Origin of the sequence: Pseudophaeobacter sp. 1A16562 (genome assembly GCF_041008785.1) — a bacterium.
Taxonomy (GTDB): Bacteria; Pseudomonadota; Alphaproteobacteria; order Rhodobacterales; family Rhodobacteraceae; genus Phycobacter; species Phycobacter gallaeciensis_A.
Window position 1 is genome coordinate 306,907 of the sequence record NZ_JAXGFT010000004.1, and the last position, 22,871, is coordinate 329,777.

The window sequence follows — 22,871 nt, forward strand, 5'->3', positions numbered from 1 at the left end:
GTAGAATTACGTAAGTGGGGAGCGAGCGTCTCTTGGTGGTTTCCCGAGTGAGAGCAGGGGACCCGCCGCCGCGCGGAATCGTCGCGAGATGGCCAGCCATGAAACCAAAACCGCCTTGGCAATGCAGCCTTGCCTTGACCCTGCACGCCGGACAGCACAGGTTGTCCGCAAATCTCCCGGGCAGGACCACACATGGCCACGACACCTCCGCCGTTTTCACGTTTTGAATGGATGATCGCCTGGCGCTACCTGCGTGCGCGCAGGGCCGAGGGCGGCGTCAGCGTGATGACCTGGATCAGCCTGATCGGGATCACTCTGGCGGTATTTGCGCTGATCGCCACGTTGGCGGTGCGCTCGGGCTTCCGGTCTGAGTTTGTCGGCACCATCCTGGGCGCCAACGCGCATGTGACGCTCTATTCTCATGGGCAGGTCACGGCAGAGGGCAATATCGACCGGACCTTGGAAGACTTCGCCGAGATGGCCGCAGCAGCGTCGCAGGTGCCCGGTGTGATCCGCGCCGCGCCGCTGATCAAGGGGCAGGTGATGGCCAACCTGCGCCAGCGCAATGCTGGGGTCGAGGTCTTTGGTATTGCCGCTGCGGACCTGAAGGCCATTCCTGGCGTTGCCCAAAGCGACGAAATCCTTGGCGATCTGGAGCGGTTTGGCGAAGGCGTGGCCATCGGGTCCGGTGTGGCGCGCGAGTTGGGGGTCAGTGTCGGCGACCGGATCAAGCTGATCTCTCCCGATGGGGTCAAAACCCCATTTGGCACCAGCCCGCGTATCAACGCCTATGAGGTGGTCTATATCTTCACGGCAGGGCGCTATGACATCGACCGCACCCGGCTTTATATGCCGTTTGACGCGGCGCAGGCGTTCTTCAACCGCGAAGGCGTGGCTGACGAGATCGAGGTCATGGTGGCTGACCCGGAAAAGGTCGATCTTTTGGTGCTGCCGCTTCTGCGCGCGGCGGGGCAGGGGATCGGGGCCTGGACCTGGCGCGATGCCTCTGGCGGGTTCCTGCGCGCGCTGGAGGTCGAGGACAACGTGATGTTCATCATCCTGTCCATTCTGGTGCTGATCGCCACGATGAACATCGTTTCGGGGCTGATCATGCTGGTCAAGAATAAGGGCCGCGATATCGGTATCCTGCGCACCATCGGCCTGAGCGAAGGATCGGTGATGCGGGTGTTCTTCATCTGTGGTGCCTTTACCGGTGTGATTGGAACGCTTTGCGGTGTAGTTTTGGGCTGCCTCTTCGCGATCTATATTGATCCGATCTTCTCCTTCGTGAACTACGCGATGGGCGGCGGGGTCTGGGATCCGTCGATCCGGGGCATCTATGCGCTTCCGGCAGAGCTGAACCTGCCCGATGTGCTCTCGGCCGTTGCCCTGTCGCTTGGCCTGTCCTTCGTGGTGACGATCTTTCCGGCCCGGCGGGCGGCCCGGCTGAACCCGGTGGAGGCCCTGCGCTATGAATGATCAGGTATCGCAGGCAGCCGCACTGGCGCTGGAACTGAAAGGCATCAGCAAGTCCTATAACCGGGGCAGCGCGGCGCAAGTGGATGTCCTGCGGGGCGTCGATCTGGCCTTGAAACCGGGCGAGGTCGTGGCCCTTGTCGCACCGTCTGGCGCAGGCAAGTCGACCCTTCTGCATATCGCCGGTCTGCTGGATACCCCGGACGAGGGCAGCCTGTGTATCGGTGGGCAGGATGTTACCGGGCTGGGCGAGCGGGCGCGCACCGGCCTGCGGCGTAGCGATGTGGGCTTTATCTATCAGTTCCACCACCTGTTGCCCGAATTCACCGCCGCAGAAAACATCGTCCTGCCGCAACTGGCCAATGGCGCCAGTCAGAAGGCGGCTCGGGCGCGTGCGGCAGAGTTGCTGGATCTTGTCGGCCTTTCGGCCCGCGCCGGGCACCGTCCGGCGGCGATGTCCGGGGGCGAGCAGCAGCGGGTTGCCTTTTGCCGGGCTCTGGCCAACCAGCCGCGTGTGCTGCTGGCGGACGAGCCGACCGGAAATCTGGATCCGGGGACGTCGGATCAGGTTTTTGGCGTCTTGATGGATCTGGTGCGCAGTTCTGGCCTGTCGGCGCTGATCGCGACCCATAACCTTGACCTTGCCGCGCGGATGGACCGGGTTTTGCATCTGGAGGACGGGGCGGTGGCGGCCGCGCCGCAATAGGCCCGCGCGCACGCGGCCCCGGTTTCTGGGCGCATCTCTGCCGCCGCCGGTTTACGCTGCAAAACCTGCCGGTTACAGTGCCCCTGACTGAGACGGTTGCGGCCAGAACGACAGGAACGATGCCATGAAGACCAAAACGATCCTTTGCATGCTGCCGCTTGTGGCCGGGCTTGCCGTGGCCTGCACCGAAATCGTCAACAGTATGCCTACCGCGCAGGAAGGACAGATCCTGTTCAATCAGAACTGCGCGCTGTGCCATGGCGAAAATGGTGATCTCGCCCAGCGTGAGACCACGCTTGATGCGCCCGACCTGCGCAAGATCAACGCGCGCCATGACGGTGCGTTCCCACGCGCTGCAGTGCTGTCGCAGATTGATGGTTACGGACGCGGCAAGGTCAGCGCCGAATACATGCCGGAATTCGGCGCCCTGCTGGAAGGCGAGCTGATTCCGGTTGAGGTCGAAGGCACCCTGACGCCGACACCGCGCCCGCTGGCCGCGCTGATGACCTACCTCGAAAGCATCCAGGCCGAAGGCTGAGCCGCAGCATATGCCTCAGCTGCAGATGCCGCGCAGATCGGCGCCTTTCCAGGGCAGGTAGACGTCGCTTTGGCGGCTTTGCGGCAGGTCCGAAACCGGCATCACATCCTTCAGCATGGCATGCAGCCTCTGGGTGCGGGCGCCCTGTGGCGCCAGCGCGCGGCAGCAGACGTATTCTTCAACGATGGCGCCTTGCTGTTCATAGCCATAGCTCAGGAAATCGGGGCTCTGGTCCAGTTCGAACAGGTAGGGGTCGGGGTTGCCGCGATGCTCGGCCGCGGCGCGCAGCGGGGTATATCCGGTGCGGGCCCGGTTCTGCCATTGCCAGACATGGGTCACCTCATGGGCCAGCAGCATCGCCTCCACCAGATACAGGCGCTCAGGATAAGCAGGCAGGTAATTCTCGGTGTACCAGTCGCGGATAAAGTAGATCCGGTTGAACAGCGTAACCGCCGCGGGGGAGGATGTGATAATCTCGTCCTTCACCGGCGGCAGGATGCGTTCTCGGCAGGCCACGCGCGGGCGCGGTTTGCGGCGAAAGGTGGTCGCGGCCACTGGCGCGCCATCCATGATGCGCACCTTTTCCGGCTTCAGGTCGCTGCCGTGGATGTCCGACAGGAAGGCACGCTCCTGCTGCGTCAGTTCGCGCCCGCAGGAGGCGAGGATCAGGGCAATCAGGAAAAGACGCAGGATCATGAGGTCACGCTAGCGCAGCAAGGAAGGGCGGTATAGCCGTTTTGCGCCCGCGCTCAGGCGGCAAAGAAGCTGGCTGTGGCGGTGGCGACCAGTTTGCCGCTGCCCTCTTCGCTCATCTCGGCGCGGGCAAAGACCAGCGCCTTGCCTGCCCGCACCACCTGCGCCCGGCAGAGGATCGCGCTGCCCACCCCGGGGCGCAGGAATTGCGTGTGAAGGTCCGTTGTCGCCAGCGGGCGCACGCCGCCCTGATGAGCAAAGGCCGCCAGCACCATCGAAGTATCGGCCAGCGCCGCCAGCGCCTGTCCCGAGACGATGCCGCCCATGCGCGCAAGGTTCGGTGTCAGTGGCATGCGCAGGGTTGTTTCCTCCGGGCTTGCCTCGGTCACGGTCAGATCCAGCGCCTGCACCCAATCGGCAAAGCCTTCGGCCAGAACGGATTGCAGATCCGCGGGGGTCATGGTGGCGGTCATTTCTGTCTCCCTGTTTTGGCCGGAGGTTAGCCGCTGCCCCGCGCGAAAGCCACGGTGATTTCAGGCTGTCTGTGGAGGAGGGAAGTCAGGTTGCACCGCCTGCTGGGTACCCTTGGGGCGTGGCGCGTAGCGGCACGGCCCGCGCCTGCCCTTACATCCGGGGTTCACGCCGGATCCCGAAGGGACAAACAGTCCCGGGGACTGTTTGAGGCGGGAACGGGCGGAGCCCCACGCTTCAACACCTGCCACAAGATACACCGCCTGCAAGGTGGTCCTTTGGGACGTGGGGCGTAGCGGCACGGTCCGCGCCTGACCTTCCCCCCGGGAGTTCGCCCCGGACCGCGCAGCGGCAAACAGTGCGGGGCACTGTTTGGGGTAAGAACGGGCGGAGCCCTACGCCGAAACACCTGCCACAAGATACACCGCCTGCAGGGTATCCCCTTGGGGCGTGGCGCGCAGCGGTACGGCCCGCGCCTGACCTTCCCCCCGGGAAGGCGCTTCACGCCTCCCCAAGGTCAGGCACGGGCCTTGTGGTGGTGGAGGGTTGCAGGGAATAGCTGCGAGGGTTCAGCCAGTTCAGAACGTTGTCTTAGCTTATTGAAACAATTGATCTATTCGTCGTTAGAGTCTCCGGCGAGAATAGACGCCAGTGCATTCAAATTGGGGACGTTAGGAGTGTGTCGCATGTTCTGAGGAACGTTAATGTTGCCCATCGTATAGATGAATGGAACTATTTCGCTCGATGCGAAAAGAACGCTTTCTCTTCCCCAGTGCCGCGTCACAATTGAATATGATTGGTTGGGGACCTTGTTTGAAGTTGGAAAACCTTTCCCAGTATAAATAAACAGCCAATCGTTAGGGTTCAAAACTCCATGTCCTAACCAAAAATTGTTGTCATTAACTGGGTCAAACGAGTTGAAGTCTTTTCGAAGGCCAATTCCTAGGAAATAGTGGCGCAAGTCAACGTAACTTGTCGCTCTGATTGCAATTCTTTCAAGATTGGGCTGCCCGCGGTCAAATACATCTACGAGGTCAAAAGGGTACTGATCCATTTTTATTTGTTCCACGGTGCGAGCTGTACAAAGAGACCGATTGCCAGTGCAACGGCCCCCAAGGCTACCATCCATGCCTCTGTGATCAGGTCGGTTTCAGCGGAAAGGTCAATGCCTTGAGAAATTAGAAAAGGTCCGGCCATCAGCGTGAAGGCTGCAACTACGTCCACCGTCTTCTTCGATTTTATGCCAGCCTGAAGGCGAACAACGTCCTTTTCAGCTGTGATCCTTGCTGTACGCTCTTGGTCTAGATGCAAGTTGGCTTGGTGCAACTGGCGATGCACTTCTTCGAAACTCGCAGCAGCGAGTTTCGTCGCAGCCGAGTTTCCAAGCGAACGGCTTTCGGCATCAGCGATCCCATTCAGTACACCACCGACAGGATGCTGTGGTGCATTGGACCTAGTGATGTTTAGAGGCGGTGAGGTGGTTGAGTCCTTCTGATACCCGTCACTGCCACTTTGAAAATTGTCAGGAAGAGACGGAACCGAGGGATTTTCACTATCCAAGCTCAAACTCCCCTCTTTCATCGTCCCCCTCAAACATCCAGCTCCTCCACGAACTTCGCGTTCTCCTGAATATACTGGAACCGCAACTCGGGTTTCTTACCCATCAGACGCTCCACCAGATCGCCGGTCTCGCCCGGTTCGTCCTCATCAATGGTGACCCGGATCAGCTTGCGGGTCTTGGGGTCCATGGTGGTCTCTTTCAGGTCCTTGGCATCCATTTCACCCAGACCCTTGAAGCGGGAAACATCGATCTTGCCCTTGCCGCCCAGACCCTTTTCCAGCCATTTGTCCCGCTCTGCCTCATCCAGGCAATAGACCCGTTTCGCGCCTTGCGTCAGGCGGAACAGGGGCGGGCAGGCGAGGTAGAGGTGACCGCCATCGATCAGTGGCCGCATCTGGGTGAAGAAGAAGGTCATCAACAGCGAGGCGATATGCGCGCCGTCGACATCCGCATCGGTCATGATGATGATCTTGTCATAGCGCAGATCATCGAGGTTGAACTTGGTGCCAAGGCCAACCCCCAGCGCCTCGCAAAGGTCACTGATCTCCTGGTTCGAGCCGAGCTTGTTCGAGGCCGCGCCCAGAACGTTCAGGATCTTACCCTTCAGCGGTAGCAGCGCCTGATATTCACGGCTGCGCGCGCCCTTGCCCGAGCCACCGGCCGAGTCGCCCTCCACGATGAAGAGTTCGGTGCCGCGCCGGTCTTTTGACGTGCAATCGGTCAGCTTGCCCGGCAGGCGCAGTTTCTTGGTGGCGCTCTTGCGCTGGGTCTCTTTCTCCTGCTTGCGGCGCAGGCGCTCCTCGGCCCGCAGGATCAGGAAATCGAGGATGGCGCCAGCCGATTTGGTATCGGCGGCCAACCAGTTGTCAAAGTGGTCGCGGACCGAGTTTTCCACCATCTTGCTGGCGCTTTCGGTCGACAGGCGGTCCTTGGTCTGGCCGACGAATGCGGGGTCCGCGATAAAGCAGGAAACCAGCGCGCAGCCCCCGGTCATCAGGTCTTCGCGCGAGATCTGCGTGGCCTTCTTGTTGCCGACCAGCTCGCCATAGGCCTTGATGCCTTTCAGGATCGCGGCCCAGAAACCGGCGACATGGGTGCCGCCTTCAGGGGTGGGGACGGTGTTACAGTAGCTCTGGATGAAGCCGTCGCGGGCGGGCGTCCAGTTGATCGCCCATTCCACATAGCCCGGCTCGCCGAATTTTTCGCGGAACTCCACCTTGCCGCCAAAAGGCGCATCGGCATAGGTCGTGGCCTTACCCAGCACCTCGGAGAGGTAATCCCTGAGCCCGCCGGGGAAGTGGAAGGTCGCCTCGGTCGGGGTTTCACCGTCGTCGATGGCGGATTTCCAGCGGATTTCCACGCCCGAGAACAGGTAGGCCTTGGAGCGCACCAGCGTCATCAGCCGCTTGGGCTTGAAGCGGTGCGAGCCAAAGATCTGCTCATCCGCGTGGAAGGTGACCGAGGTGCCGCGCCGGTTGGGGGCCGCGCCGACCTTTTCCACCGGCCCCTGCGGGATCCCGCGGGAGAAGCGCTGTTCGAACAGCTCCTTGTTCTTGGCCACCTGAACGACCATCAGATCAGACAGGGCGTTCACCACCGAGGAGCCAACCCCGTGCAAGCCGCCCGAGGTCTGATAGGCCTTGCCCGAGAATTTGCCGCCCGCGTGCAGGGTGCAGAGGATCACCTCAAGCGCGGATTTATCGGGAAACTTGGGGTGGGGGTCGATCGGGATGCCGCGGCCGTTGTCACGGATGGTGACCGAGTAATCGGCGTGCAGCTCGACCTCGATCCGGTTGGCATGGCCGGCGACGGCCTCGTCCATCGAGTTGTCGAGGATCTCGGCCACCATGTGGTGCAGCGCGCGTTCGTCAGTGCCGCCGATATACATGCCGGGCCGTTGGCGGACGGGTTCAAGCCCCTCCAGAACCTCGATCGAGGAGGCGTCATAGGTTTCGGCGTCAGGCGTGCTCAGGAGATCGTTGGCCATCTGTTTCGGGCTGCTCTTGGTTGCTTTTGGTTAAGGGGCATTATGGCAGGTGTCAGCGCCGCGGGGAAGAGGGCGACGGGGCCTGTGGATAACCCTGCGGCGCTGTGCCATGTAAGGAGGCAAATCGCGCGAGAGAGGGGACGGGCATGAGCAAGGGTGATGGGCTGGACCCAAAGGATTGGACCGCATTCAGGGCCGAGGCGCACCGGATGCTGGAGGCATCGCTGGACCAGCTGGAACAGATCCGTGAGCGTCCCTGGCAACCGGTTCCCGAAGATCTGCCTGCGCGCTACCGGATAGGGCAGGGCGGTGATCTGGTGGGACGGATCGAGCAGGATGTATTGCCCCATCATGGCGGCAACGTGCATCCCCGGTTCTGGGGCTGGGTGCAGGGCTCTGGGCTGGCCTCCGATCTGATCGCGGGCATGGCGGGCGCGGTGGTCAATGCCAATGTCGGCGGGCGCGATCATGGCGCCGTCTATATGGAGCGCGCAGTGATCGACTGGACCCGCCGCCGGATGGGGATGCCAGAGGGCGCCAGTGGCGTTCTGACCACGGGCACGTCGCAGGCAACGGTGATTGCCTTTCAGGCCGCGCGGGTGCGGGCCTTGCCCGAGGTGCGGCAGACAGGGCAGGGCGCGGTGCGGCTCACGGCCTATGCAGGCGTCGGGGTGCATAATGCGACCCGCAAGGCGCTGGAACTGATCGGGGTTGGCGCGGAGAACCTGCGGCAGGTGCCACTGGTGGACGGGCAGATGGACTCCGCGGCGCTGGCCGAGATGATCGCGGCGGACCGGGCTGCAGGTGCGGTTCCCTTCCTATTGGTGGGAACAGCCGGTTCGGTGGATCTGGGCCTGTTCGACGATCTCGAATCTCTTGCGGATCTGGCAGTGGATCACGGGCTGTGGCTGCATGTGGACGGGGCCTTTGGCGCCTGGACGCGCATCGCGGCGGAGCCATGGCGCTGCCTCAGCAACGGGATCGGGCGGGCCGACAGTATTGCGCTGGATTTCCACAAATGGATGTATGTGGGCTATGACTGCGGTCTGGTTCTGATCGCGGATGAGGCCGCTCATCGCGCCGCCTTTGCCGCCCGCCCAGCCTATCTGGAGGGCGCCGAGCGCGGGTTGGCAGGCGGCGATCCGTGGTATTGTGACTATGGCATCGATCTGTCACGCGGCAATCGGGGCCTCAAGGTCTGGTGCGCGCTGGAAATGCATGGTGAAGAGGCGTTTGCCGCAGCGATTACCGACAATTGCCGACTTGCGGCTCTGATGGCCGATGAGGTCGAGAAACAGCCGCGCATGGCGCTGGGCGCTGCGGTGGTGTCGAACGTCTGCGTCTTCACCGCGCGGAAGGATCTGCCTGCTGCGGAGCAAACGCGGCTTAATACTGCAATAGCTCAGGACCTGCAGGAAAGCGGTGAGGCTGTGTTTTCCACCACACGCATGGGGGGCCGGGTCCTGCTGCGCGCCGCGCTGACGAACCACCGCACGCGGGACGAGGATATCACTGCGGCCATTGCCGCGGTGGCGCGCCGGGCAGGACTGTCCGATTTGTGATCACTTCGTTTCGGCTTTGCCTCTTTCCCCGGCGCTGCGGTTGGGTAAGCTGCCGCAAAGCAAGAGGAGAGTGCATATGGCGTGGATCAGAACCGTCCCCTTTGACGAGGCCACCGGGAAGCTGAAGAAACTTTATGATCGGGTGACCGGGCCGGGCGGCAATGTCGATAACATCATGATGGTGCACAGCCTGCGCCCGCATTCGATGGAAGGGCATATGGCGATCTACAAGAACGTCCTGCACCATACCGGCAATACCATTCCCAAGTGGTTCTTGGAGGTGCTTGGCGTCTGGGTGTCTTCTCTGAATGACTGCGCCTATTGCGTCGAGCATCACTTTGCCGGCCTGCAGCGCCTGTTGCAGGACGAAGAACGCGGTCTGGCGATCCGGGCGGCGATCGAGGCGCGCGATCCCGAGGCGGCACCGCTGGAGCCTGCGCAGAAGGTTGCGATGGGCTACGCCCGCAAGCTGACCGAGGCGCCTGCCAGCGTCGAGCAATCCGACATTCAGGCGATGCGCAATGCCGGGTTTGACGATGGGGAGATCCTCGAAATCAATCAGGTCACAGCCTATTTTTCCTACGCCAACCGGACCGTTCTGGGGCTTGGCTGCTCGACCGATGGCGATGTGCTGGGGCTCAGCCCCAACAATTCGGAAGATCCGAACGACTGGGGGCACAAGTAAGTCGCGACAAAGGCGCAAGACAGATGCGCCTGCGATTCAGCCCCGAGTCAGACGTTCTGCTCTGACCATGTCTGGATCGCATGGCTCATCTCATCGGGTCTTTGATGGTGCAGCCAGTGATCGCAGCCCTCCAGGGTGATGCGTGCCAGGTTGGGGGCGAAATCCTCAAGCCCCTCGGTCGCTTCGGGCAAAAGGGCGCTGTCATCCGCGCCCCAGATCAGCAGATGCGGCTGGGGAACCTGCAACCGGTTCAGCGGCAGGTCCGGCATTGGGATCGGGCTGCCGGGCTGGGCCAGTTGCAAGGGCGAGGCTCGGTACCAGTTCACCATGCCGCGAAGGCGTCCGGGGCGGGACCATTCCACCTTGTAGGCCTCCAGCCGTTCACCGCTGAGCCAGCTCATATCCATCGGGGCACCAAACAGGGCCAGTAGCTTTTCGAAATCATTGGCCATTAGATCTGCCTCCGATCCGTCGCGCCGCAGGTCCGCGATGTATTGCGAGGCGGCGGCCTGTGGTCCACCGGCAGCCAGCGCCCGCTGGAAGGGCACGGGGTGCACACCATTGGCGATGATCAGCCGCGACACCAGATTGGGTCGGAACATCGCCAGACCATAGGCCACTGCTGCACCCCAGTCGTGTCCCAGCACGGTGACCGGGGCGCCGGTCGTAGGGATCAGAACCGCCATGTCGGCAACCAATCTGGAAGTGGCATAGTCGCCTACGTCCTGCGGCGCCCAGCTTTGGCCATATCCGCGCTGATCCGGTGCGATGCAGTGAAACCTGTGGCACAGGCGTTCGGCCAGTTCCTGCCAGGCGCCGCCATATTCGGGAAACCCGTGCAGCATCAGCAGTGGCGGCAGGGCAGGGTCGCCCCAGCGGCGGACGAAAAAGGCTTTGCCGTTCAGTGTCTCGAAACCTGCCTGCATGCTGATATCCTCCGCGCTATCAAGAACAGGCTGATGCCAGACCGCACAGGGCGCAACGATTTCGTCACGTGACACCCAATTTGCGCCAGTCCTTTGATACAGGTCAGCGCGCTCGCGCAGCAAAGCCGGTAAGCTGGCGGCAAATGTGATTGTAAGGAGTTCCATATGTCCACACCCCCCGCACAGCCAGTTCCCGCAGGGCCAGCCGCCGCGAACACCAGCACCCCCCAGCCAGGCGCTACGCCGCGCCCGCCCGCGCCGGAGGAAATCCGCCGCGCCTTTGAAAGCGGCAAGTACCCCTATGCCCGCAAAATGGCCCGCAAAGCCTATGAAGAAGAGAAGGCAAAGCTGCAGGCGGAGCTTCTGAAGGTGCAGCACTGGGCGCTGGAGACCGGGGAAAAGTTCGTCATGCTGTTCGAAGGGCGTGATGCGGCGGGCAAGGGCGGCACGATCAAACGTTTTACCGAGCACCTGAACACCCGCCATGCACGCGTCGTGGCGCTGAACAAGCCGACCGACGAAGAGCGCGGGCAATGGTATTTCCAACGCTACCTGCAACACCTGCCCACCAGCGGCGAGATCGTGCTTTATGACCGCTCCTGGTACAATCGCGCCGGGGTCGAGCGGGTGATGGGCTTTTGCGAATCGAGCGAATATCTGGAGTTCATGCGCCAGACGCCGGATCTGGAACAGATGCTGGTGCGCTCGGGTATCCGGCTTTACAAATACTGGTTCTCGGTGACGCAGGACGAACAGCTGCGCCGGTTCAAATCGCGCGAGACTGATCCGCTGAAACAGTGGAAGCTGTCACCGATCGACAAGGCCTCGCTGGACAAATGGGATGACTATACCGAGGCGAAAGAGGCGATGTTCTTTTACACCGACACCGCAGATGCGCCGTGGACGGTGGTGAAATCCAACTGCAAGAAACGGGCGCGGCTGAACTGCATGCGCCATTTCCTCAGCACGCTGGATTATCCTGGAAAGGACCCTGAAATCGCCACGGCGCCGGATCCGCTAATCATCGGTCAGGCACATCATGTGATCCACCGCTCGGACCATATTCTGGGCAAGGCGCTGCACCCCAATTCCCGGCTGCGCTGACCTTTGCCGATCCGCCTTGGCGCGGCGGGATGCCGTCTTGTTGGGAGCGGGGCTTGCGGCTAAACCAAAGGACATGAAAACGCTGCAAAAACGCCTTACAGGGCCGGTCTTTGCCACCTGCGCCGCTCTTGCGCCTGCTGCTGTGCAGGCGCATCCGCATATCTTTGTGGATACCGGTCTGGCGATGGAGATCGGCGCGGGCGGAGAGTTGGAGGCGGTCGAGGTCACCTGGGCCTATGATGAATTCTATTCGCTGCTGATTTTCGAGGATCTGGGGCTGGACCCGGATGCGGACGGGGTCCTGACCGACGATGAACTGGCGCGCCTCAAAGGCTTTGATCTCAATTGGAGCGCAGGCTACGATGGGGACACCTACCTGACCCGGAACGAAGCGCCGCTGGCCCTGATGGCGCCTGAACACCTGTCGACCGAAGTGGTGGACGGGCGGATCACTACCCGCCACCGGCGCGGGCTGAAGGCGCCGGTCCCGGCGGAGGCCGTTGTGATCCGGGCCTATGATCCCACTTACTACACGGCCTATTCGGTCAACCAGGGCGTGTCGGTCGGGGCAGGGTGCCGGGCCGAAATCACCGAACCGGATCTCGACCGTGCCTACACGCTGGTCGAAGAACTGCTTTACGCCATGCCTGCTGATCAGGCCGAGGCCGCCTATCCGGAGGTCGGAGAGGCCTTTGCCGATACAGTGCAGCTGATCTGCGGGGACTGAGATGCGGGCCTTTACAGCACTCGCCGCACTCGCGGTCCTTGTCATTGCCATCTGGCTTTGGGGGGTTGGCGGCGCGCAGGATGTGGCGCGCTGGGCGGCTTCTGGCCAGCGCGAGGCGCAATCGGCGTTGGCGCGGGGCCTGCGGGCGCTGAAGGCCGGTCAACCGGGTGCGCTGATCTCGCTTTTGTCACTCTGTTTCGCTTACGGGTTCTTTCACGCAGCAGGGCCGGGGCACGGGAAGCTGGTGATCGGCGGCTACGGTATGGACCGCTCGGTGGCCATGGGACGGCTGGCGGTGCTGGCGGTGGCCTCCTCGCTGGCGCAGGCAGCGACGGCGGTCGTGCTGGTCGCGGGCGGCCTGACCGTGATGGATTGGGGCCGGGAGCGCATGACCAGCATAGCCGAAGAGGTTCTGGCGCCGCTGTCCTATGGTCTGATCGCGCTGGTTGGTGTGTACCTGTTCCAGCGCGGGGCGCGCCGCCTGATGCGCGCGCGGCGCGGCTTTGCCGAGGCCGGGATGGGTGGGCAGGCTGTCGCCTGTGATCACGGGCATGCGCACAGCCACGACCATGATCACTCAGCAGATGCCTGCCCAAGCTGCGGTCACCGGCATGGTCCGACATTGGAGGAGGCAGCACAGGTTCATGGGCTGCGCGATGCGCTGGCAATCATCGGCGCGGTGGCGCTGCGTCCCTGTACCGGCGCGGTGTTCCTGCTCCTGGTGACATGGCGTATGGATGTGCTGCCTGCGGGGATCGCCGGGGCCTTTGCCATGGGGCTTGGCACGGCCAGTGTGACTGTGGCGGTGGCCATTGCCTCGGTCAGCCTGCGACAGGGCGCACTGGACCGGATGCAGGGGCGCGGCGCGCTGGCGTTGGCAGCGGGGCTGGAACTGCTGGCGGGCGGTGTGATCGCGCTTCTGGCGTTTCAGATCATGCTGCGGGCGATCTGACCTGTCGTGCTGATCAGCCCCGCCAGCCGGTTGCTTCGGCAGCGGGGCTTGGCTTTCTAAGTTACTATTCGCCTTTGGGCAGGGTTTCAAAAGTCAGCCCCTGCGCGGTGCGCGGCGCAAAGCCTTTCCAATAGGTATGACCGGGGCCTTCCTTGCCCGCATCGTCCGTGTCGACGACGCCATCCGCCGCGCGCGGGATCACCTCCAGATACGCGGCTTTGTCCTTGGCGCCTTTCAAGTGCAGATCCATGAAGGCCGTGGCGAAATGCTGTGCGATATTGTTCATCCGGTTGGTGTCCCAGACCGCATCCGCATAGTGTTCAAACGGCACGAAATCGAGCGTTTCCACCGGTTGCCAGCTTTCGATCGGGGCGGGCATCGGGGCGGCGGCATTATGGTTGGCTGCCTCAAAGGTCAGAAGATGCCGGTCGGTGTTGACCATGCCTTCGAAGATCTGCCGCATGGCGGGGTATTTCGACACATCATCGGCGCTGCCTGCCATCATCATCACCGGCTTTTCCACGCCTGCCAGCCCGGTGGCATCCCAGAACCCGGTGTTCATGCCCCAGGGACCGATGGAGATCACCGCCTTGACCCGCTCGTCCACCAACGCCTTGTGGCTGTCCGATCCGACCAGATGCCGTGACAACAGCCCGGCGGGCGTGCCCCAGCTGTATTCGGTCGAGGCTTGGGTCACGCCCGCCCCGGCAAAGATCAGGGCGCCATAGCCCCCCATGGAATAGCCGATCACGCCGGTCTGCGAGACATCGGTGATGTCGCCCAGCGGGCCATCAAGCGCGGCCATCTGATCGATAACGAACCTCTGGTCGATGGGGCGGTTCAGCAGGGTCGAGCCAAAGGCCGCCTGATCGGAGTAAGTGCTGTCGGTATGGTCGATGGAGACGGTCACATAGCCTTTGGAGGCCAGGTTTTCGCCTAGATGCGACAGCAGGAAGCGGTTGCCGGGATAGCCGTGAGAGATCACCACCAGCGGAAAGCGGGCGCCGGTTGCGGGCTCTGCTGCGCGGGCAGCGCGGCCCTGCAACGTGACTTCGGTCGCGCCATCACGCAGGACGGTGCGATAGCTGCCGCCGGGTTCGGTGCCGGGGGCGGCCGGATACCAGACTTCGACTGTCAGAGGGCGGTCATAGATCGGCTGACTGTCGGCCGTTGTATTAAGGATATCGTGTTGTCCGGGATGGGTGAAGGTCAGCGTCTGTACCCCGATCGGATGGGGTCCAAAGGCCGCCAGTTCGGGCGCATCGGGGCGGATCCGGTCAATCCGGTTTTCGGCCACTGCCGCCGTGCCCGCAGCCAGTCCCGCCGCAAGTCCGATCGCTGCAATCTGTTCGCGCATAATGCTCTCCTGTTGAAACCAATGGCCCCACGGTAGCCCGTGGTCACGACATGTGTAGCGGATGTTGTGCAATTTCCGCGTGACACTGCGTCATTCGGATTTGGCAGTGTTCGACTGGCAGCCAGGGAAGAACGTTTCAAGATGAGACGTAACCTCTTGCCAGAGGGGGCGGGCGGCCCTAATGCGAGAGCATGGAAACTGTGATGACATATCGTGCACATGCCCGGGCCGTGGCGGTTCTGGGCCTGCCACTGATCGGTGGCCATGTGGCCCAGTTCGCGATCAACATGACCGATACCATCATGCTGGGTTGGTATGGCGTCGATGAACTGGCGGCGGTGACGCTGGCCGGATCCTGTTTCTTTGTCTTTTTCATGCTGGGGGCTGGCTTTGCCTTTGCAGTGATGCCGCTGGTGGCGGCCGCAGCAGGCGCTGGGGAAGAGCGCCAGATCCGACGCTCCACCCGCATGGGGTTGTGGCTGTCGCTGGCCTATGGCGTTCTGGCGATGCCGGTGCTGTGGTATTCCGAGCCGTTGTTGTTGATGCTGGGGCAGAAACCGGGGGTGGCGGCGGATGCCTCGGCCTATCTGCGTATTGCAGGCTGGGGGTTGTTCCCGGCGCTCCTGGTGATGGTGTTGAAATCCTATCTGGCGGCGCTGGAGCGCACGCAGGTCGTGCTTTGGGTTACGGTGCTGGCGGCTCTCGTCAATGCCGTGGTGAACTATGCGCTGATCTTTGGCCACTGGGGCGCGCCAGAGCTGGGCATTACGGGTGCGGCGATTGCCTCGGTGCTGACGCAGCTTGTGTCGCTGGTGGCAGTGCTTGCATATGCGCTGAAGGCGTTGGCCGAGCACGAGCTGATGCGTAATTTTCACCGCCCCGACTGGGAGATGTTGCGCGAGGTCTTCCGCCTTGGCGTGCCGATCGGACTGACCAATCTCAGCGAGATCAGCCTGTTCACCGCTTCTGCGATGATGATGGGCTGGCTGGGCACGGCCACCTTGGCGGCGCATGGGATTGCGATCACGCTGTCGGGCCTCACTTTCATGGTGCACCTCGGTCTCAGCAATGCGGCGACGATCCGGTCCGGCAACGCCTATGGGCGCCGCGACTGGCCACATATGGCGCGTGGGGCGAAGGTCGTGATCGCCCTGTCGCTGGCCATGTCGGTTGCAACGATCATCCTTTTCCTGACCGCGCCGGATCCGTTGATTTCGCTGTTTCTGGGCACCGAAGATCCGGACAAGCCACAAATCCTGCTTATCGGAGCCGGGCTGCTGGCCGCGGCGGCGCTGTTTCAACTGATGGATGGTATGCAGGTGGTGGTTCTGGGGCTGTTGCGCGGGGTGCGGGACACCGGCGTTCCGATGGTGATCGCCGCGCTCAGTTATTGGGTGGTCGGCATCCCGGCCTCCTACCTGTTCGGCTTTACCTTCGGTTGGGGCGGTGTCGGGGTCTGGTACGGGCTGGCGCTGGGGCTCAGCTGTGCCGGGTTCTTCCTGCTGATCCGGTTCTGGCGTCAGGCCGCCCATAGGGTACCTGCCGCCGCGATCTGATCAGGGTCACGGGAAATGGAGACGGGCCGGTTTAGTCCTTGCGAGATTTCATCAGCTGGTCGGCCTTCTTGCGCACCAGAACCGAGCGCAGGTCGTGCATCGCCATTAACAATGCATCCGAGACTTCATCCAGCTGTTCGTCGGTGGCCTTGCTTTGCACCCAATGGGCGGTGAGGTTCAAATGGTCCACCGCCCGGTGGATGTCATCAATGTCCCGCCGCGCCAGCGTGGCGATGCGGTCTGCCATCCAGGTCTCGATCGCCTCCATGTCGCGGGCGGAAAGCTGGCGGTCCCCATGCGGGCGGATCTCGCCGTTGCGTGTGTTCACAACGGCGATCTGATCCATGTCGATCCGGCGCTGGCGGTTCTCCGTATCCACACGGAACACAAAGGCCCCGTTTTCGCGGACACGGAAGTAATACTCGGGTAGCGCAGCGGACATAGGCGGTCTCTCCGGTTCAGCTGAGGGTGTCGCAGAAGCTTTTGATGCGGCGGCAGGCTTCTACCAGCGCTTCGTCCGAGGTGGCGTAGCTGATGCGGAAATTCGGCGACAGACCGAATGCCGCGCCAAAGACCACGGCCACATCCTGCTCTTCCAGGAGCGCGGTGGCAAAGGCCTCGTCATCGCTGATGACGGTGCCCTTGGGCGTGGTCTTGCCAATCAGCCCGGCGATGGAGGGGTAGACGTAGAAGGCGCCTTCGGGCGTCGGGCAGGTGATCCCGTCGATATCATTCAGCGCAGCCACCACCAGATCGCGGCGACGTTTGAAAGCAACGTTGTTCTCGGCAATGAAATCCTGCGGACCGTTCAGCGCTTCGACTGCGGCCCATTGACTGATCGAGCAGGGGTTCGAGGTCGATTGCGACTGCACCTTGCGCATGGCGGCGATCAGATGCTCGGGGCCTGCAGCATAACCGATGCGCCAGCCGGTCATGGCATAAGCCTTGGACACGCCGTTGCAGGTGAGGGTCCGCTCGTAAAGGCCCGGCTCCACCTCGGCAGGGGTGCAGAATTCGAACCCGTCAAAGACCAGGTGTTCATACATGTCATCGGTCATCACCCAAACATGCGGATGGCGCATCAGGACGTCGGTCAACGCCTTCAGCTCGGCCCGGTTATAGCCCGCACCGCTGGGGTTGGAGGGCGAGTTGAAGATGAACCATTTGGTCTTCGGGGTGATTGCGGCTTCCAGCTGCTCGGGCGTCAGTTTGAAATCGCTTTCCAGCGAGGCTTCGACCGGGACCGGGGTTCCGCCGGCCAGCAGCACCATGTCGGGATAGCTGACCCAATAGGGGGCTGGAATGATCACCTCGTCGCCCGGGTTCAGCGTTGCCATCAGCGCATTATAAAGCGTCTGTTTGCCGCCAGTGCCGACCGAGACCTGTTTCGGGGTATAATCCAGCCCGTGATCGCGCTTCATCTTTGCGCAGATCGCCTGTTTCAGCTCGGGAATGCCGTCGGGGGCGGTGTATTTCGTCTTGCCCGCCGCGATGGCGGCGACGGCAGCGTCCTTGATGTTCTGGGGCGTGTCGAAATCCGGCTCACCGGCGCTCAGACCGATCACATCGCGCCCCTGGGCCTTCAGCTCGGCGGCAAGGGTGCTGATGGCAATAGAGGGTGACGGTTTTACGCGAGAAAGTGTTGCTGACAGAAAAGACATGGCGGAGTGGCCCCGGTTTGTATGTTGCTGTTAACTGTCATAGGGTGCGGCCAAATCGCGATCAAGCGGCATTGGCGCGTTCAATTAAGGGAGAGCCAAAATGGCCAACGATACAACAGACTGGTTCGGACCGGAGGCCGCGACGTTCGGCGACCGCGTGGCAGCTGCAAGAGAGGCGGCCGGCATGACCCAGGGCCAGCTGTCGCGGCGTCTGGGCGTCAAGAAAAGCACCCTGTCGGGCTGGGAACAGGACCTGTCCGAGCCGCGCGCCAATAAACTGTCGATGATGTCCGGCTTGCTGAACGTGTCGATGACCTGGCTGCTGACGGGCGAAGGCGACGGCATGCCCGAGCCGGGCGAGCTGGAACTGGAAGCTGGCGATTTCTCTTCCGTACTGAGCGAGCTGCGCGAGTTGCGCGCCGAGCTGCGCGCCGGTTCGGACCGCGCTGCGCGTCTGGAAAAGAAACTGCGGAACCTGCTACAAAACGCAGCACAGTAAGACGAGAGCGACTCACATGAGCGGACAGACCCCTGGGGCAGAAACACGCGAAAACCGGCTGAAGCGTTTGCAGATGCGGTCGATGCGGCGTGGAATCAAAGAGATGGATATTCTTCTGTCCGCTTATGCTGAGGCCAACCTCGCGGTCATGTCAGAGGCGGATCTCGACCTCTATGACCGGCTGCTTCATGAAAATGATCAGGATTTATATCAATGGGTTACGGGGCAGGTCCCGGCGCCCGAAGCGTTTTCTGAGCTGGTTCAACACATTGCGCAAACCTATCAATAATCATAAAAATTCAGCTTAACTGATTTTTCGGAAATTGTAGGCATTCTGTCTCTCAGCAAATTCGAGTCGGAGATGCGAATGAGTATGGAATTGCCAATTGGCCAGCAGGACCGAAAAGGGTTCATGACTGGCTACCTTGAAGCACTGGCGCTGGTAGAACGTCTGCACCGGTTGTTGCTGGATGTGATCAAGGATGAATTTGAACGCGTAGGCGTTCTGGAAATAAACGCCGTCCAGGCGCTATTACTGTTCAACATCGGCGACAATGAAGTCACCGCTGGCGAACTGAAGACGCGTGGCTACTATCAAGGTAGCAACGTCAGCTACAACCTGAAAAAGCTGGTCGACATGGGATACATGCATCACCAGCGCTGCGAAATCGACCGCCGGTCGGTGCGTGTGCGTCTGACGCCGCGTGGCCGGGAAATCCGCGATATCGTGGCTGGGCTGTTCTCGCGTCACGCAGAAGGCCTGGAAGGCAAAGGTGTCATCAGCGGAGAAGGTATTGCAGACATTACCGCCTCGCTGAAACGTGTGGAGCGCTACTGGTCTGACCAGATCCGCTACATCTACTGATATGGTGCTGGACCGTTTGGTCCAAGGCCGCTGCCATGCAGCCAGAAAGGCTGCTCGATCTACCTGTTAAGAAGACCCTAGTACGGCTGTAAAACGCAGCCAAAACCCCGACTTGAAGAATTCAAGAGTGAACCGTTTGCGACCTACAGGAGCTCAGCCGCGAGGGTGAGTGTCGCACAGGCAAGAATGCCTCAACAGATCAATACATGGCCCCAAAGGGAAACGGTGTTTAGCCAGTAAAGATCAAGGCCCCGACAGACCGAACACGGCAGGGGGCGTATAGAGGTACACGCGCTGCCCGTAGCCAAGACGCGGCGTGGAGCGCTAATAAAGGCGACAAAAACAGAAAAAGGCGGCCCCGGGAACGGGGCCGCCTTTTTCACGTGTTCTGTTCTGGTGTCCTGAACCGGCTCCTGTGCTCTGGCCCAGCAGCCGGAAGGCTGCTGGCTTTACCAGTGCCCGGAGCTTTCCATGCTGGCCCAGGGCTCTGCCGGTTCCAGAGCTTCACCGTTCTGCAGCAGCTCGACCGAGATATTGTCGGGGGAACGCACAAAGGCCATGCGCCCGTCGCGCGGCGGGCGGTTGATGGTGACGCCATTGTCCATCAGGTGCTGGCACATCTCGTAAATGTTATCGACGCCATAGGCGAGATGGCCGAAATGGCGGCTGTCGCTCGGCAGTCCGTCGTCGCCATCCCAGTTGTAGGTCAGCTCGATCGGGGCATCTTCCTGACCCGGAGGCGCGAGGAAGATGAGAGAGAACCGGCCTTGCTCACTGTCATAGCGGCGCGTCTCTACAAGGCCCAGAAGCTTGTAAAAGGCCATGGATTTCTCAAGGTCCTTAACGCGGACCATAGTGTGCAAATAGGTAAGGGGCATGTGATTTTCCCTGATCTGATCACGTTCGGGCCGACAGTAACCTTCAGGTCCGGAAAGTCGAGGGGGCGGGGGTCAGAAAGCTGACTGAATGCCGAAGTTCACGCCGAAGCGATGCGATTCATAGAGGCCGATATTGCTGTCGAGCTTGGATGCTGAAATGCTGACCGTCGGGTTGAAACCGTAGTAATCAATCTTGTTGAAGGTGAGCGAGACATCTGCCTGGTAGCGGTCATCGTGGCGCCCGTCCGGGCTGTGCGGGGAGACGTCATAATCCCGGACCCGCCCCCAAAGACCAAATTGCGCCGTCGCGCCGAGGATCGGCTTGCCCAGCGTCAGCTGGGTGCGCAGGCCGACCTCCTCAAATTCGTCGGGGGCATAGTTTGACGTTGCCCCGGCCACAGACAGGTTGGTCCAGAGCGTTGCGCCAGAGGGCAGCTTGAAGCTGTAGGAAAGATCTGCGCGCCAGGTGTCCTGGTCGCTGGTCGCGACACCGTCCTGAATTTCATGCGACAGGCGCGCGTTGATCCGGCGGCCGCGGTCCAGCTTGTAGCTTTGCCCGGCAGAAAGGCGCAGGAAGCGGGCGTATTCCTCACCGCCGTACCAGCTTTGCCCCAGATCGGCGGCGACGCGGAATTCGCCCCTACGGTCCAGATTGATGCCACGCAAGCCATAGCCCATCTGATATGTGGCAAAGGCAAAGTCGCTGCCCTCGGCGCCGGGCGCCTGTGCCTTGGCTTCGGAAGAGAGGGTATAGCTACGCGCATCCAATGAGAAGGCGAGGTCATGAGCCCGGGTTTCGGTTTCGTGAAACCGGTATCGGGATCGCAAGCCCACTGCGTATTCGATCCCAGAGAGCGCCATCTGGGTGCCTCCCAGCTCGAACTCCACGGGTTGGCCCAGAAGCACCTCTGCCAGCTCGTAATTCAGGAATGAGGACCGCTCGGAGGAGCCGTTGTTGATGTTGGATTCGGGAGAAACCGAAAAGGAAAACCGATGCAGCCAGGGGGTGCTGGCGCGCAGGTATCGGAAATCGCGCACTGCGCGGCGCTCCAGCTGTTCGTCCGGGGCATGTTCCACGGCGCGGCGCAGCCAGAATTGCGCCATGGTGCGTTGCCCGCCCGAGGAAAGCGCTTGCGCCATGATCAGGGCGGCTGCGTATCGGTCGCTGTCGGTCTCGGCCAGTGACCAGGCTTGTTTGGCTGTTTTTCGTGCGGTGGGATAGTCGCCCAGATCCCGCGCCGCCCGCGATTTGATGAGGAGCGCGGTGCGGTCCTCTGGGTCGCGTGAGATCAGCGCCTCGGCCAGGGCCATGGCCTGTTTCGGATTGCTGACCTTCAGGAGCTGCGTCGCCGCAGCGCGCATCTGAGCCGGGGTCAGCACCGTTTCACCCGAAGGCGCAGCCGTGGTCACGGCCCCGAAAGAGGCCGGAACCGTCGCGCAGAGCAGGACCAGTGCAGCCCTGCCCAGACCTTGGCTGAGCGGCTGAACGCGAGGCATCTCAGGCTCAGTTATTGTAGACGATGAAGCCACCCGTCTCGCGGACGGAATTTGCAGCCGGGTCAAGCGAGTTTTCCAGCACAACGACGCCGACGATTTCCTCGGCATTGTCGCCCGAGACCACCGCGTAGTAATTGCCGGTTTCATAGGTTTGGGCCGTGCCGTTGGCATCGACATAGGTGCTTTGCAGGGTGCCTATGATTTCGCCGTTGTCATCCAGATTGTTCGGGCCGACATCGAAGACGGCAACCGGAATGCTGGATAGCGTCAGGTTCTTGTCGACGTTGATCCGGTTGATCACGTCATTGGTGATGTCATTGCCGTCTGTGTCGTAGATGGTCCGGTTGGTCAGGCTGCCCCTCACGGCATCGCCACGCCCGCCGGTCGCCGGGTTAAAGTCGTCAAAGTCGATAGCGATCTGCACGTCGGCGGTGGTGTACTCCAGTCCCGCGGCGCCGTTGTAGTCCCGCAGGCCGGCCAGGGAGCCATTATACTGCGCCTGTCCGCTGCTGGGCAGGGTGACGGAGTTATCGCGCTGATAGACGAAGCCGCCAAAGCCATAACCGGCATAGGCGCCGGTGCGGACAATGGCGAATTTGCTGTTGCCGGAGGTGCTGACGCCGTAGATCGCCCGGTGGGTGAACTGGTTGATTGGCTCGTTGTCGGTGATGTCGCTATACTGGGCGTCGGCCTCGTAAACGGCAAAGGGACCAAGGCTGCTGACGGCGGTGCCGCGGGAATAGGTGCCGTCGCCATCAAAGGCGAGGTTGTCGACCGAGAACGTATCGTTGTCGCTGTCATAGCTGATTTCGGTGGCGTAGCCATTGCCGATATAGGCGTCTTCGGTGCTGGTGCCTTCGCGGCGGAAGATGGAGGTGTCAGCGGTCGGGGAGGGGGTCCCCGGCGGGCGGCCGTCCCCGTCGATACCGGTATCTGTTCCGGTGTCGGTGCCAGTGTCGCCGCTGTTATCGGTGGTGTCCTCGGTAAACGGATTGCCGTTGCCGCACGCCGATAGCGCAAGCGCCGCAATAAATGCGCCGGTGATCTTATTCATGATATGCCTGCCTCTGCTCGAACTTCTGGGCGGTTTTTTCCCACAATTTGCCGCGGCACTCCAAAAGTCAACGGATTTGCGGGATGGGTAAAACTTTGTCGGCGGGGCTGTCCGGA

Annotated in this window: 23 protein-coding genes; 12 read left to right on the forward strand and 11 right to left on the reverse strand. The window is 61.8% G+C overall.

Annotated elements, in window-relative coordinates; genetic code table 11:
• The first annotated feature begins 192 nt into the window (after nucleotides 1-192).
• The 3 genes from SM764_RS07900 to SM764_RS07910 all read left to right on the forward strand — a co-directional run bounded on the left by SM764_RS07900 (nucleotide 193) and on the right by SM764_RS07910 (nucleotide 2,720).
• Nucleotides 193-1,479 (forward strand): lipoprotein-releasing ABC transporter permease subunit, encoded by a 1,287-nt coding sequence (locus SM764_RS07900; protein WP_369001459.1) that lies wholly within the window; start codon nucleotides 193-195, stop codon nucleotides 1,477-1,479.
• Nucleotides 1,472-2,182 carry an ABC transporter ATP-binding protein gene (locus SM764_RS07905; protein ID WP_369001460.1) on the forward strand — a complete coding sequence of 237 codons (711 nt, stop codon included), beginning with the start codon at nucleotides 1,472-1,474 and terminating at the stop codon, nucleotides 2,180-2,182. The genes SM764_RS07900 and SM764_RS07905 overlap by 8 nt, the downstream gene beginning before the upstream one ends.
• 124 nt (nucleotides 2,183-2,306) lie before the next feature.
• Nucleotides 2,307-2,720, forward strand: coding sequence for a c-type cytochrome (locus SM764_RS07910; RefSeq protein ID WP_274835707.1), 414 nt, complete (start codon nucleotides 2,307-2,309; stop codon nucleotides 2,718-2,720).
• A 15-nt stretch (nucleotides 2,721-2,735) separates the two neighbouring features.
• Here SM764_RS07910 and SM764_RS07915 read toward each other — a convergent pair whose 3' ends face one another.
• The 4 genes from SM764_RS07915 to parE form a co-directional block, all read right to left on the reverse strand.
• Nucleotides 2,736-3,416, reverse strand: a complete 681-nt coding sequence (locus SM764_RS07915) for a hypothetical protein (RefSeq protein ID WP_369001461.1) — start codon at nucleotides 3,414-3,416, stop codon at nucleotides 2,736-2,738.
• Between the two features lie 53 nt (nucleotides 3,417-3,469).
• Entirely contained in the window at nucleotides 3,470-3,886 is a 417-nt protein-coding gene (locus SM764_RS07920; RefSeq protein ID WP_369001462.1) for a PaaI family thioesterase, read from the reverse strand.
• A 1,054-nt stretch (nucleotides 3,887-4,940) separates the two neighbouring features.
• Nucleotides 4,941-5,465 (reverse strand): hypothetical protein, encoded by a 525-nt coding sequence (locus SM764_RS07925; RefSeq protein ID WP_369001463.1) that lies wholly within the window; start codon nucleotides 5,463-5,465, stop codon nucleotides 4,941-4,943.
• An 8-nt stretch (nucleotides 5,466-5,473) separates the two neighbouring features.
• Nucleotides 5,474-7,432, reverse strand: a complete 1,959-nt coding sequence (parE, locus tag SM764_RS07930) for a DNA topoisomerase IV subunit B (RefSeq protein ID WP_274835703.1) — start codon at nucleotides 7,430-7,432, stop codon at nucleotides 5,474-5,476.
• A gap of 146 nt (nucleotides 7,433-7,578) precedes the next feature.
• Here parE and SM764_RS07935 point away from each other — a divergent pair, with 146 nt between their 5' ends.
• A complete protein-coding gene (locus tag SM764_RS07935; RefSeq protein WP_369001464.1) occupies nucleotides 7,579-8,994 on the forward strand; it encodes a pyridoxal phosphate-dependent decarboxylase family protein in 1,416 nt (471 codons plus the stop codon).
• Nucleotides 8,995-9,070: 76 nt separating this feature from the next.
• Entirely contained in the window at nucleotides 9,071-9,679 is a 609-nt protein-coding gene (locus SM764_RS07940; protein WP_065270730.1) for a carboxymuconolactone decarboxylase family protein, read from the forward strand.
• 47 nt (nucleotides 9,680-9,726) lie between these two features.
• Here SM764_RS07940 and SM764_RS07945 read toward each other — a convergent pair whose 3' ends face one another.
• Complete coding sequence (locus SM764_RS07945) at nucleotides 9,727-10,605, reverse strand: alpha/beta fold hydrolase (RefSeq protein WP_368947051.1); 879 nt, start codon at nucleotides 10,603-10,605, stop codon at nucleotides 9,727-9,729.
• Between the two features lie 165 nt (nucleotides 10,606-10,770).
• On the opposite strand from SM764_RS07945, the gene ppk2 reads away from it, so the two are divergent.
• The 3 genes from ppk2 (at nucleotide 10,771) to SM764_RS07960 (ending at nucleotide 13,388) form a co-directional block, all read left to right on the forward strand.
• Nucleotides 10,771-11,709, forward strand: coding sequence for a polyphosphate kinase 2 (ppk2, locus tag SM764_RS07950; protein WP_369001465.1), 939 nt, complete (start codon nucleotides 10,771-10,773; stop codon nucleotides 11,707-11,709).
• Nucleotides 11,710-11,782: 73 nt separating this feature from the next.
• Nucleotides 11,783-12,436: a DUF1007 family protein gene (locus SM764_RS07955; protein ID WP_369001466.1), complete on the forward strand. Its 654-nt coding sequence runs from the start codon at nucleotides 11,783-11,785 to the stop codon at nucleotides 12,434-12,436.
• Nucleotide 12,437: 1 nt separating this feature from the next.
• Nucleotides 12,438-13,388 (forward strand): nickel/cobalt transporter, encoded by a 951-nt coding sequence (locus SM764_RS07960; protein WP_369001467.1) that lies wholly within the window; start codon nucleotides 12,438-12,440, stop codon nucleotides 13,386-13,388.
• 64 nt (nucleotides 13,389-13,452) lie between these two features.
• Here the strand turns inward: SM764_RS07960 and SM764_RS07965 are convergent, their stop codons facing one another.
• Entirely contained in the window at nucleotides 13,453-14,745 is a 1,293-nt protein-coding gene (locus SM764_RS07965; protein WP_369001468.1) for an alpha/beta hydrolase family protein, read from the reverse strand.
• 203 nt (nucleotides 14,746-14,948) lie between these two features.
• On the opposite strand from SM764_RS07965, the gene SM764_RS07970 reads away from it, so the two are divergent.
• Complete coding sequence (locus tag SM764_RS07970) at nucleotides 14,949-16,301, forward strand: MATE family efflux transporter (protein ID WP_369001469.1); 1,353 nt, start codon at nucleotides 14,949-14,951, stop codon at nucleotides 16,299-16,301.
• Between the two features lie 31 nt (nucleotides 16,302-16,332).
• Here the strand turns inward: SM764_RS07970 and SM764_RS07975 are convergent, their stop codons facing one another.
• Complete coding sequence (locus SM764_RS07975; RefSeq protein WP_065270725.1) at nucleotides 16,333-16,743, reverse strand: hypothetical protein; 411 nt, start codon at nucleotides 16,741-16,743, stop codon at nucleotides 16,333-16,335.
• A gap of 16 nt (nucleotides 16,744-16,759) precedes the next feature.
• On the reverse strand, nucleotides 16,760-17,962 hold the full coding sequence (locus SM764_RS07980) for a pyridoxal phosphate-dependent aminotransferase (RefSeq protein ID WP_274828392.1): 1,203 nt from the start codon (nucleotides 17,960-17,962) through the stop codon (nucleotides 16,760-16,762).
• 100 nt (nucleotides 17,963-18,062) lie between these two features.
• Between SM764_RS07980 and SM764_RS07985 the strand changes: the two genes are divergently transcribed.
• The 3 genes from SM764_RS07985 to SM764_RS07995 all read left to right on the forward strand — a co-directional run bounded on the left by SM764_RS07985 (nucleotide 18,063) and on the right by SM764_RS07995 (nucleotide 19,326).
• The gene (locus tag SM764_RS07985; RefSeq protein ID WP_274828393.1) at nucleotides 18,063-18,461 is read left to right on the forward strand and encodes a helix-turn-helix domain-containing protein; all 399 of its coding nucleotides are present in this window, start codon (nucleotides 18,063-18,065) and stop codon (nucleotides 18,459-18,461) included.
• Nucleotides 18,462-18,477: 16 nt separating this feature from the next.
• Nucleotides 18,478-18,750, forward strand: coding sequence for a succinate dehydrogenase assembly factor 2 (locus tag SM764_RS07990; RefSeq protein ID WP_369001470.1), 273 nt, complete (start codon nucleotides 18,478-18,480; stop codon nucleotides 18,748-18,750).
• A 78-nt stretch (nucleotides 18,751-18,828) separates the two neighbouring features.
• Nucleotides 18,829-19,326 (forward strand): MarR family winged helix-turn-helix transcriptional regulator, encoded by a 498-nt coding sequence (locus tag SM764_RS07995; protein ID WP_197492335.1) that lies wholly within the window; start codon nucleotides 18,829-18,831, stop codon nucleotides 19,324-19,326.
• A 449-nt stretch (nucleotides 19,327-19,775) separates the two neighbouring features.
• On the opposite strand, the gene SM764_RS08000 is transcribed toward SM764_RS07995, so the two are convergent.
• From SM764_RS08000 to SM764_RS08010, 3 genes are all read right to left on the reverse strand, one after another.
• Entirely contained in the window at nucleotides 19,776-20,204 is a 429-nt protein-coding gene (locus SM764_RS08000; protein ID WP_065270720.1) for a VOC family protein, read from the reverse strand.
• A gap of 72 nt (nucleotides 20,205-20,276) precedes the next feature.
• Nucleotides 20,277-21,701 carry a surface lipoprotein assembly modifier gene (locus SM764_RS08005; protein ID WP_368947056.1) on the reverse strand — a complete coding sequence of 475 codons (1,425 nt, stop codon included), beginning with the start codon at nucleotides 21,699-21,701 and terminating at the stop codon, nucleotides 20,277-20,279.
• A 7-nt stretch (nucleotides 21,702-21,708) separates the two neighbouring features.
• Nucleotides 21,709-22,755, reverse strand: coding sequence for a hypothetical protein (locus SM764_RS08010; RefSeq protein ID WP_369001471.1), 1,047 nt, complete (start codon nucleotides 22,753-22,755; stop codon nucleotides 21,709-21,711).
• Nucleotides 22,756-22,871 lie beyond the last annotated feature (116 nt).

Bases quoted from the DNA above. Each gene is read 5' to 3' on its own strand.
- SM764_RS07965 (WP_369001468.1), bottom strand. From the start codon at position 14,745: ATGCGCGAACAGATTGCAGCGATCGGACTTGCGGCGGGACTGGCTGCG.
- SM764_RS07925 (WP_369001463.1), bottom strand. From the start codon at position 5,465: ATGAAAGAGGGGAGTTTGAGCTTGGATAGTGAAAATCCCTCGGTTCCG.
- SM764_RS07905 (WP_369001460.1), top strand. From the start codon at position 1,472: ATGAATGATCAGGTATCGCAGGCAGCCGCACTGGCGCTGGAACTGAAA.
- parE (WP_274835703.1), bottom strand. From the start codon at position 7,432: ATGGCCAACGATCTCCTGAGCACGCCTGACGCCGAAACCTATGACGCC.
- SM764_RS07960 (WP_369001467.1), top strand. From the start codon at position 12,438: ATGCGGGCCTTTACAGCACTCGCCGCACTCGCGGTCCTTGTCATTGCC.
- SM764_RS07980 (WP_274828392.1), bottom strand. From the start codon at position 17,962: ATGTCTTTTCTGTCAGCAACACTTTCTCGCGTAAAACCGTCACCCTCT.
- SM764_RS07955 (WP_369001466.1), top strand. From the start codon at position 11,783: ATGAAAACGCTGCAAAAACGCCTTACAGGGCCGGTCTTTGCCACCTGC.
- SM764_RS07990 (WP_369001470.1), top strand. From the start codon at position 18,478: ATGAGCGGACAGACCCCTGGGGCAGAAACACGCGAAAACCGGCTGAAG.
- SM764_RS07975 (WP_065270725.1), bottom strand. From the start codon at position 16,743: ATGTCCGCTGCGCTACCCGAGTATTACTTCCGTGTCCGCGAAAACGGG.
- ppk2 (WP_369001465.1), top strand. From the start codon at position 10,771: ATGTCCACACCCCCCGCACAGCCAGTTCCCGCAGGGCCAGCCGCCGCG.
- SM764_RS08000 (WP_065270720.1), bottom strand. From the start codon at position 20,204: ATGCCCCTTACCTATTTGCACACTATGGTCCGCGTTAAGGACCTTGAG.
- SM764_RS07945 (WP_368947051.1), bottom strand. From the start codon at position 10,605: ATGCAGGCAGGTTTCGAGACACTGAACGGCAAAGCCTTTTTCGTCCGC.
- SM764_RS07910 (WP_274835707.1), top strand. From the start codon at position 2,307: ATGAAGACCAAAACGATCCTTTGCATGCTGCCGCTTGTGGCCGGGCTT.
- SM764_RS08010 (WP_369001471.1), bottom strand. From the start codon at position 22,755: ATGAATAAGATCACCGGCGCATTTATTGCGGCGCTTGCGCTATCGGCG.
- SM764_RS07900 (WP_369001459.1), top strand. From the start codon at position 193: ATGGCCACGACACCTCCGCCGTTTTCACGTTTTGAATGGATGATCGCC.
- SM764_RS07995 (WP_197492335.1), top strand. From the start codon at position 18,829: ATGAGTATGGAATTGCCAATTGGCCAGCAGGACCGAAAAGGGTTCATG.
- SM764_RS08005 (WP_368947056.1), bottom strand. From the start codon at position 21,701: ATGCCTCGCGTTCAGCCGCTCAGCCAAGGTCTGGGCAGGGCTGCACTG.
- SM764_RS07915 (WP_369001461.1), bottom strand. From the start codon at position 3,416: ATGATCCTGCGTCTTTTCCTGATTGCCCTGATCCTCGCCTCCTGCGGG.
- SM764_RS07920 (WP_369001462.1), bottom strand. From the start codon at position 3,886: ATGACCGCCACCATGACCCCCGCGGATCTGCAATCCGTTCTGGCCGAA.
- SM764_RS07985 (WP_274828393.1), top strand. From the start codon at position 18,063: ATGGCCAACGATACAACAGACTGGTTCGGACCGGAGGCCGCGACGTTC.
- SM764_RS07935 (WP_369001464.1), top strand. From the start codon at position 7,579: ATGAGCAAGGGTGATGGGCTGGACCCAAAGGATTGGACCGCATTCAGG.
- SM764_RS07970 (WP_369001469.1), top strand. From the start codon at position 14,949: ATGACATATCGTGCACATGCCCGGGCCGTGGCGGTTCTGGGCCTGCCA.
- SM764_RS07940 (WP_065270730.1), top strand. From the start codon at position 9,071: ATGGCGTGGATCAGAACCGTCCCCTTTGACGAGGCCACCGGGAAGCTG.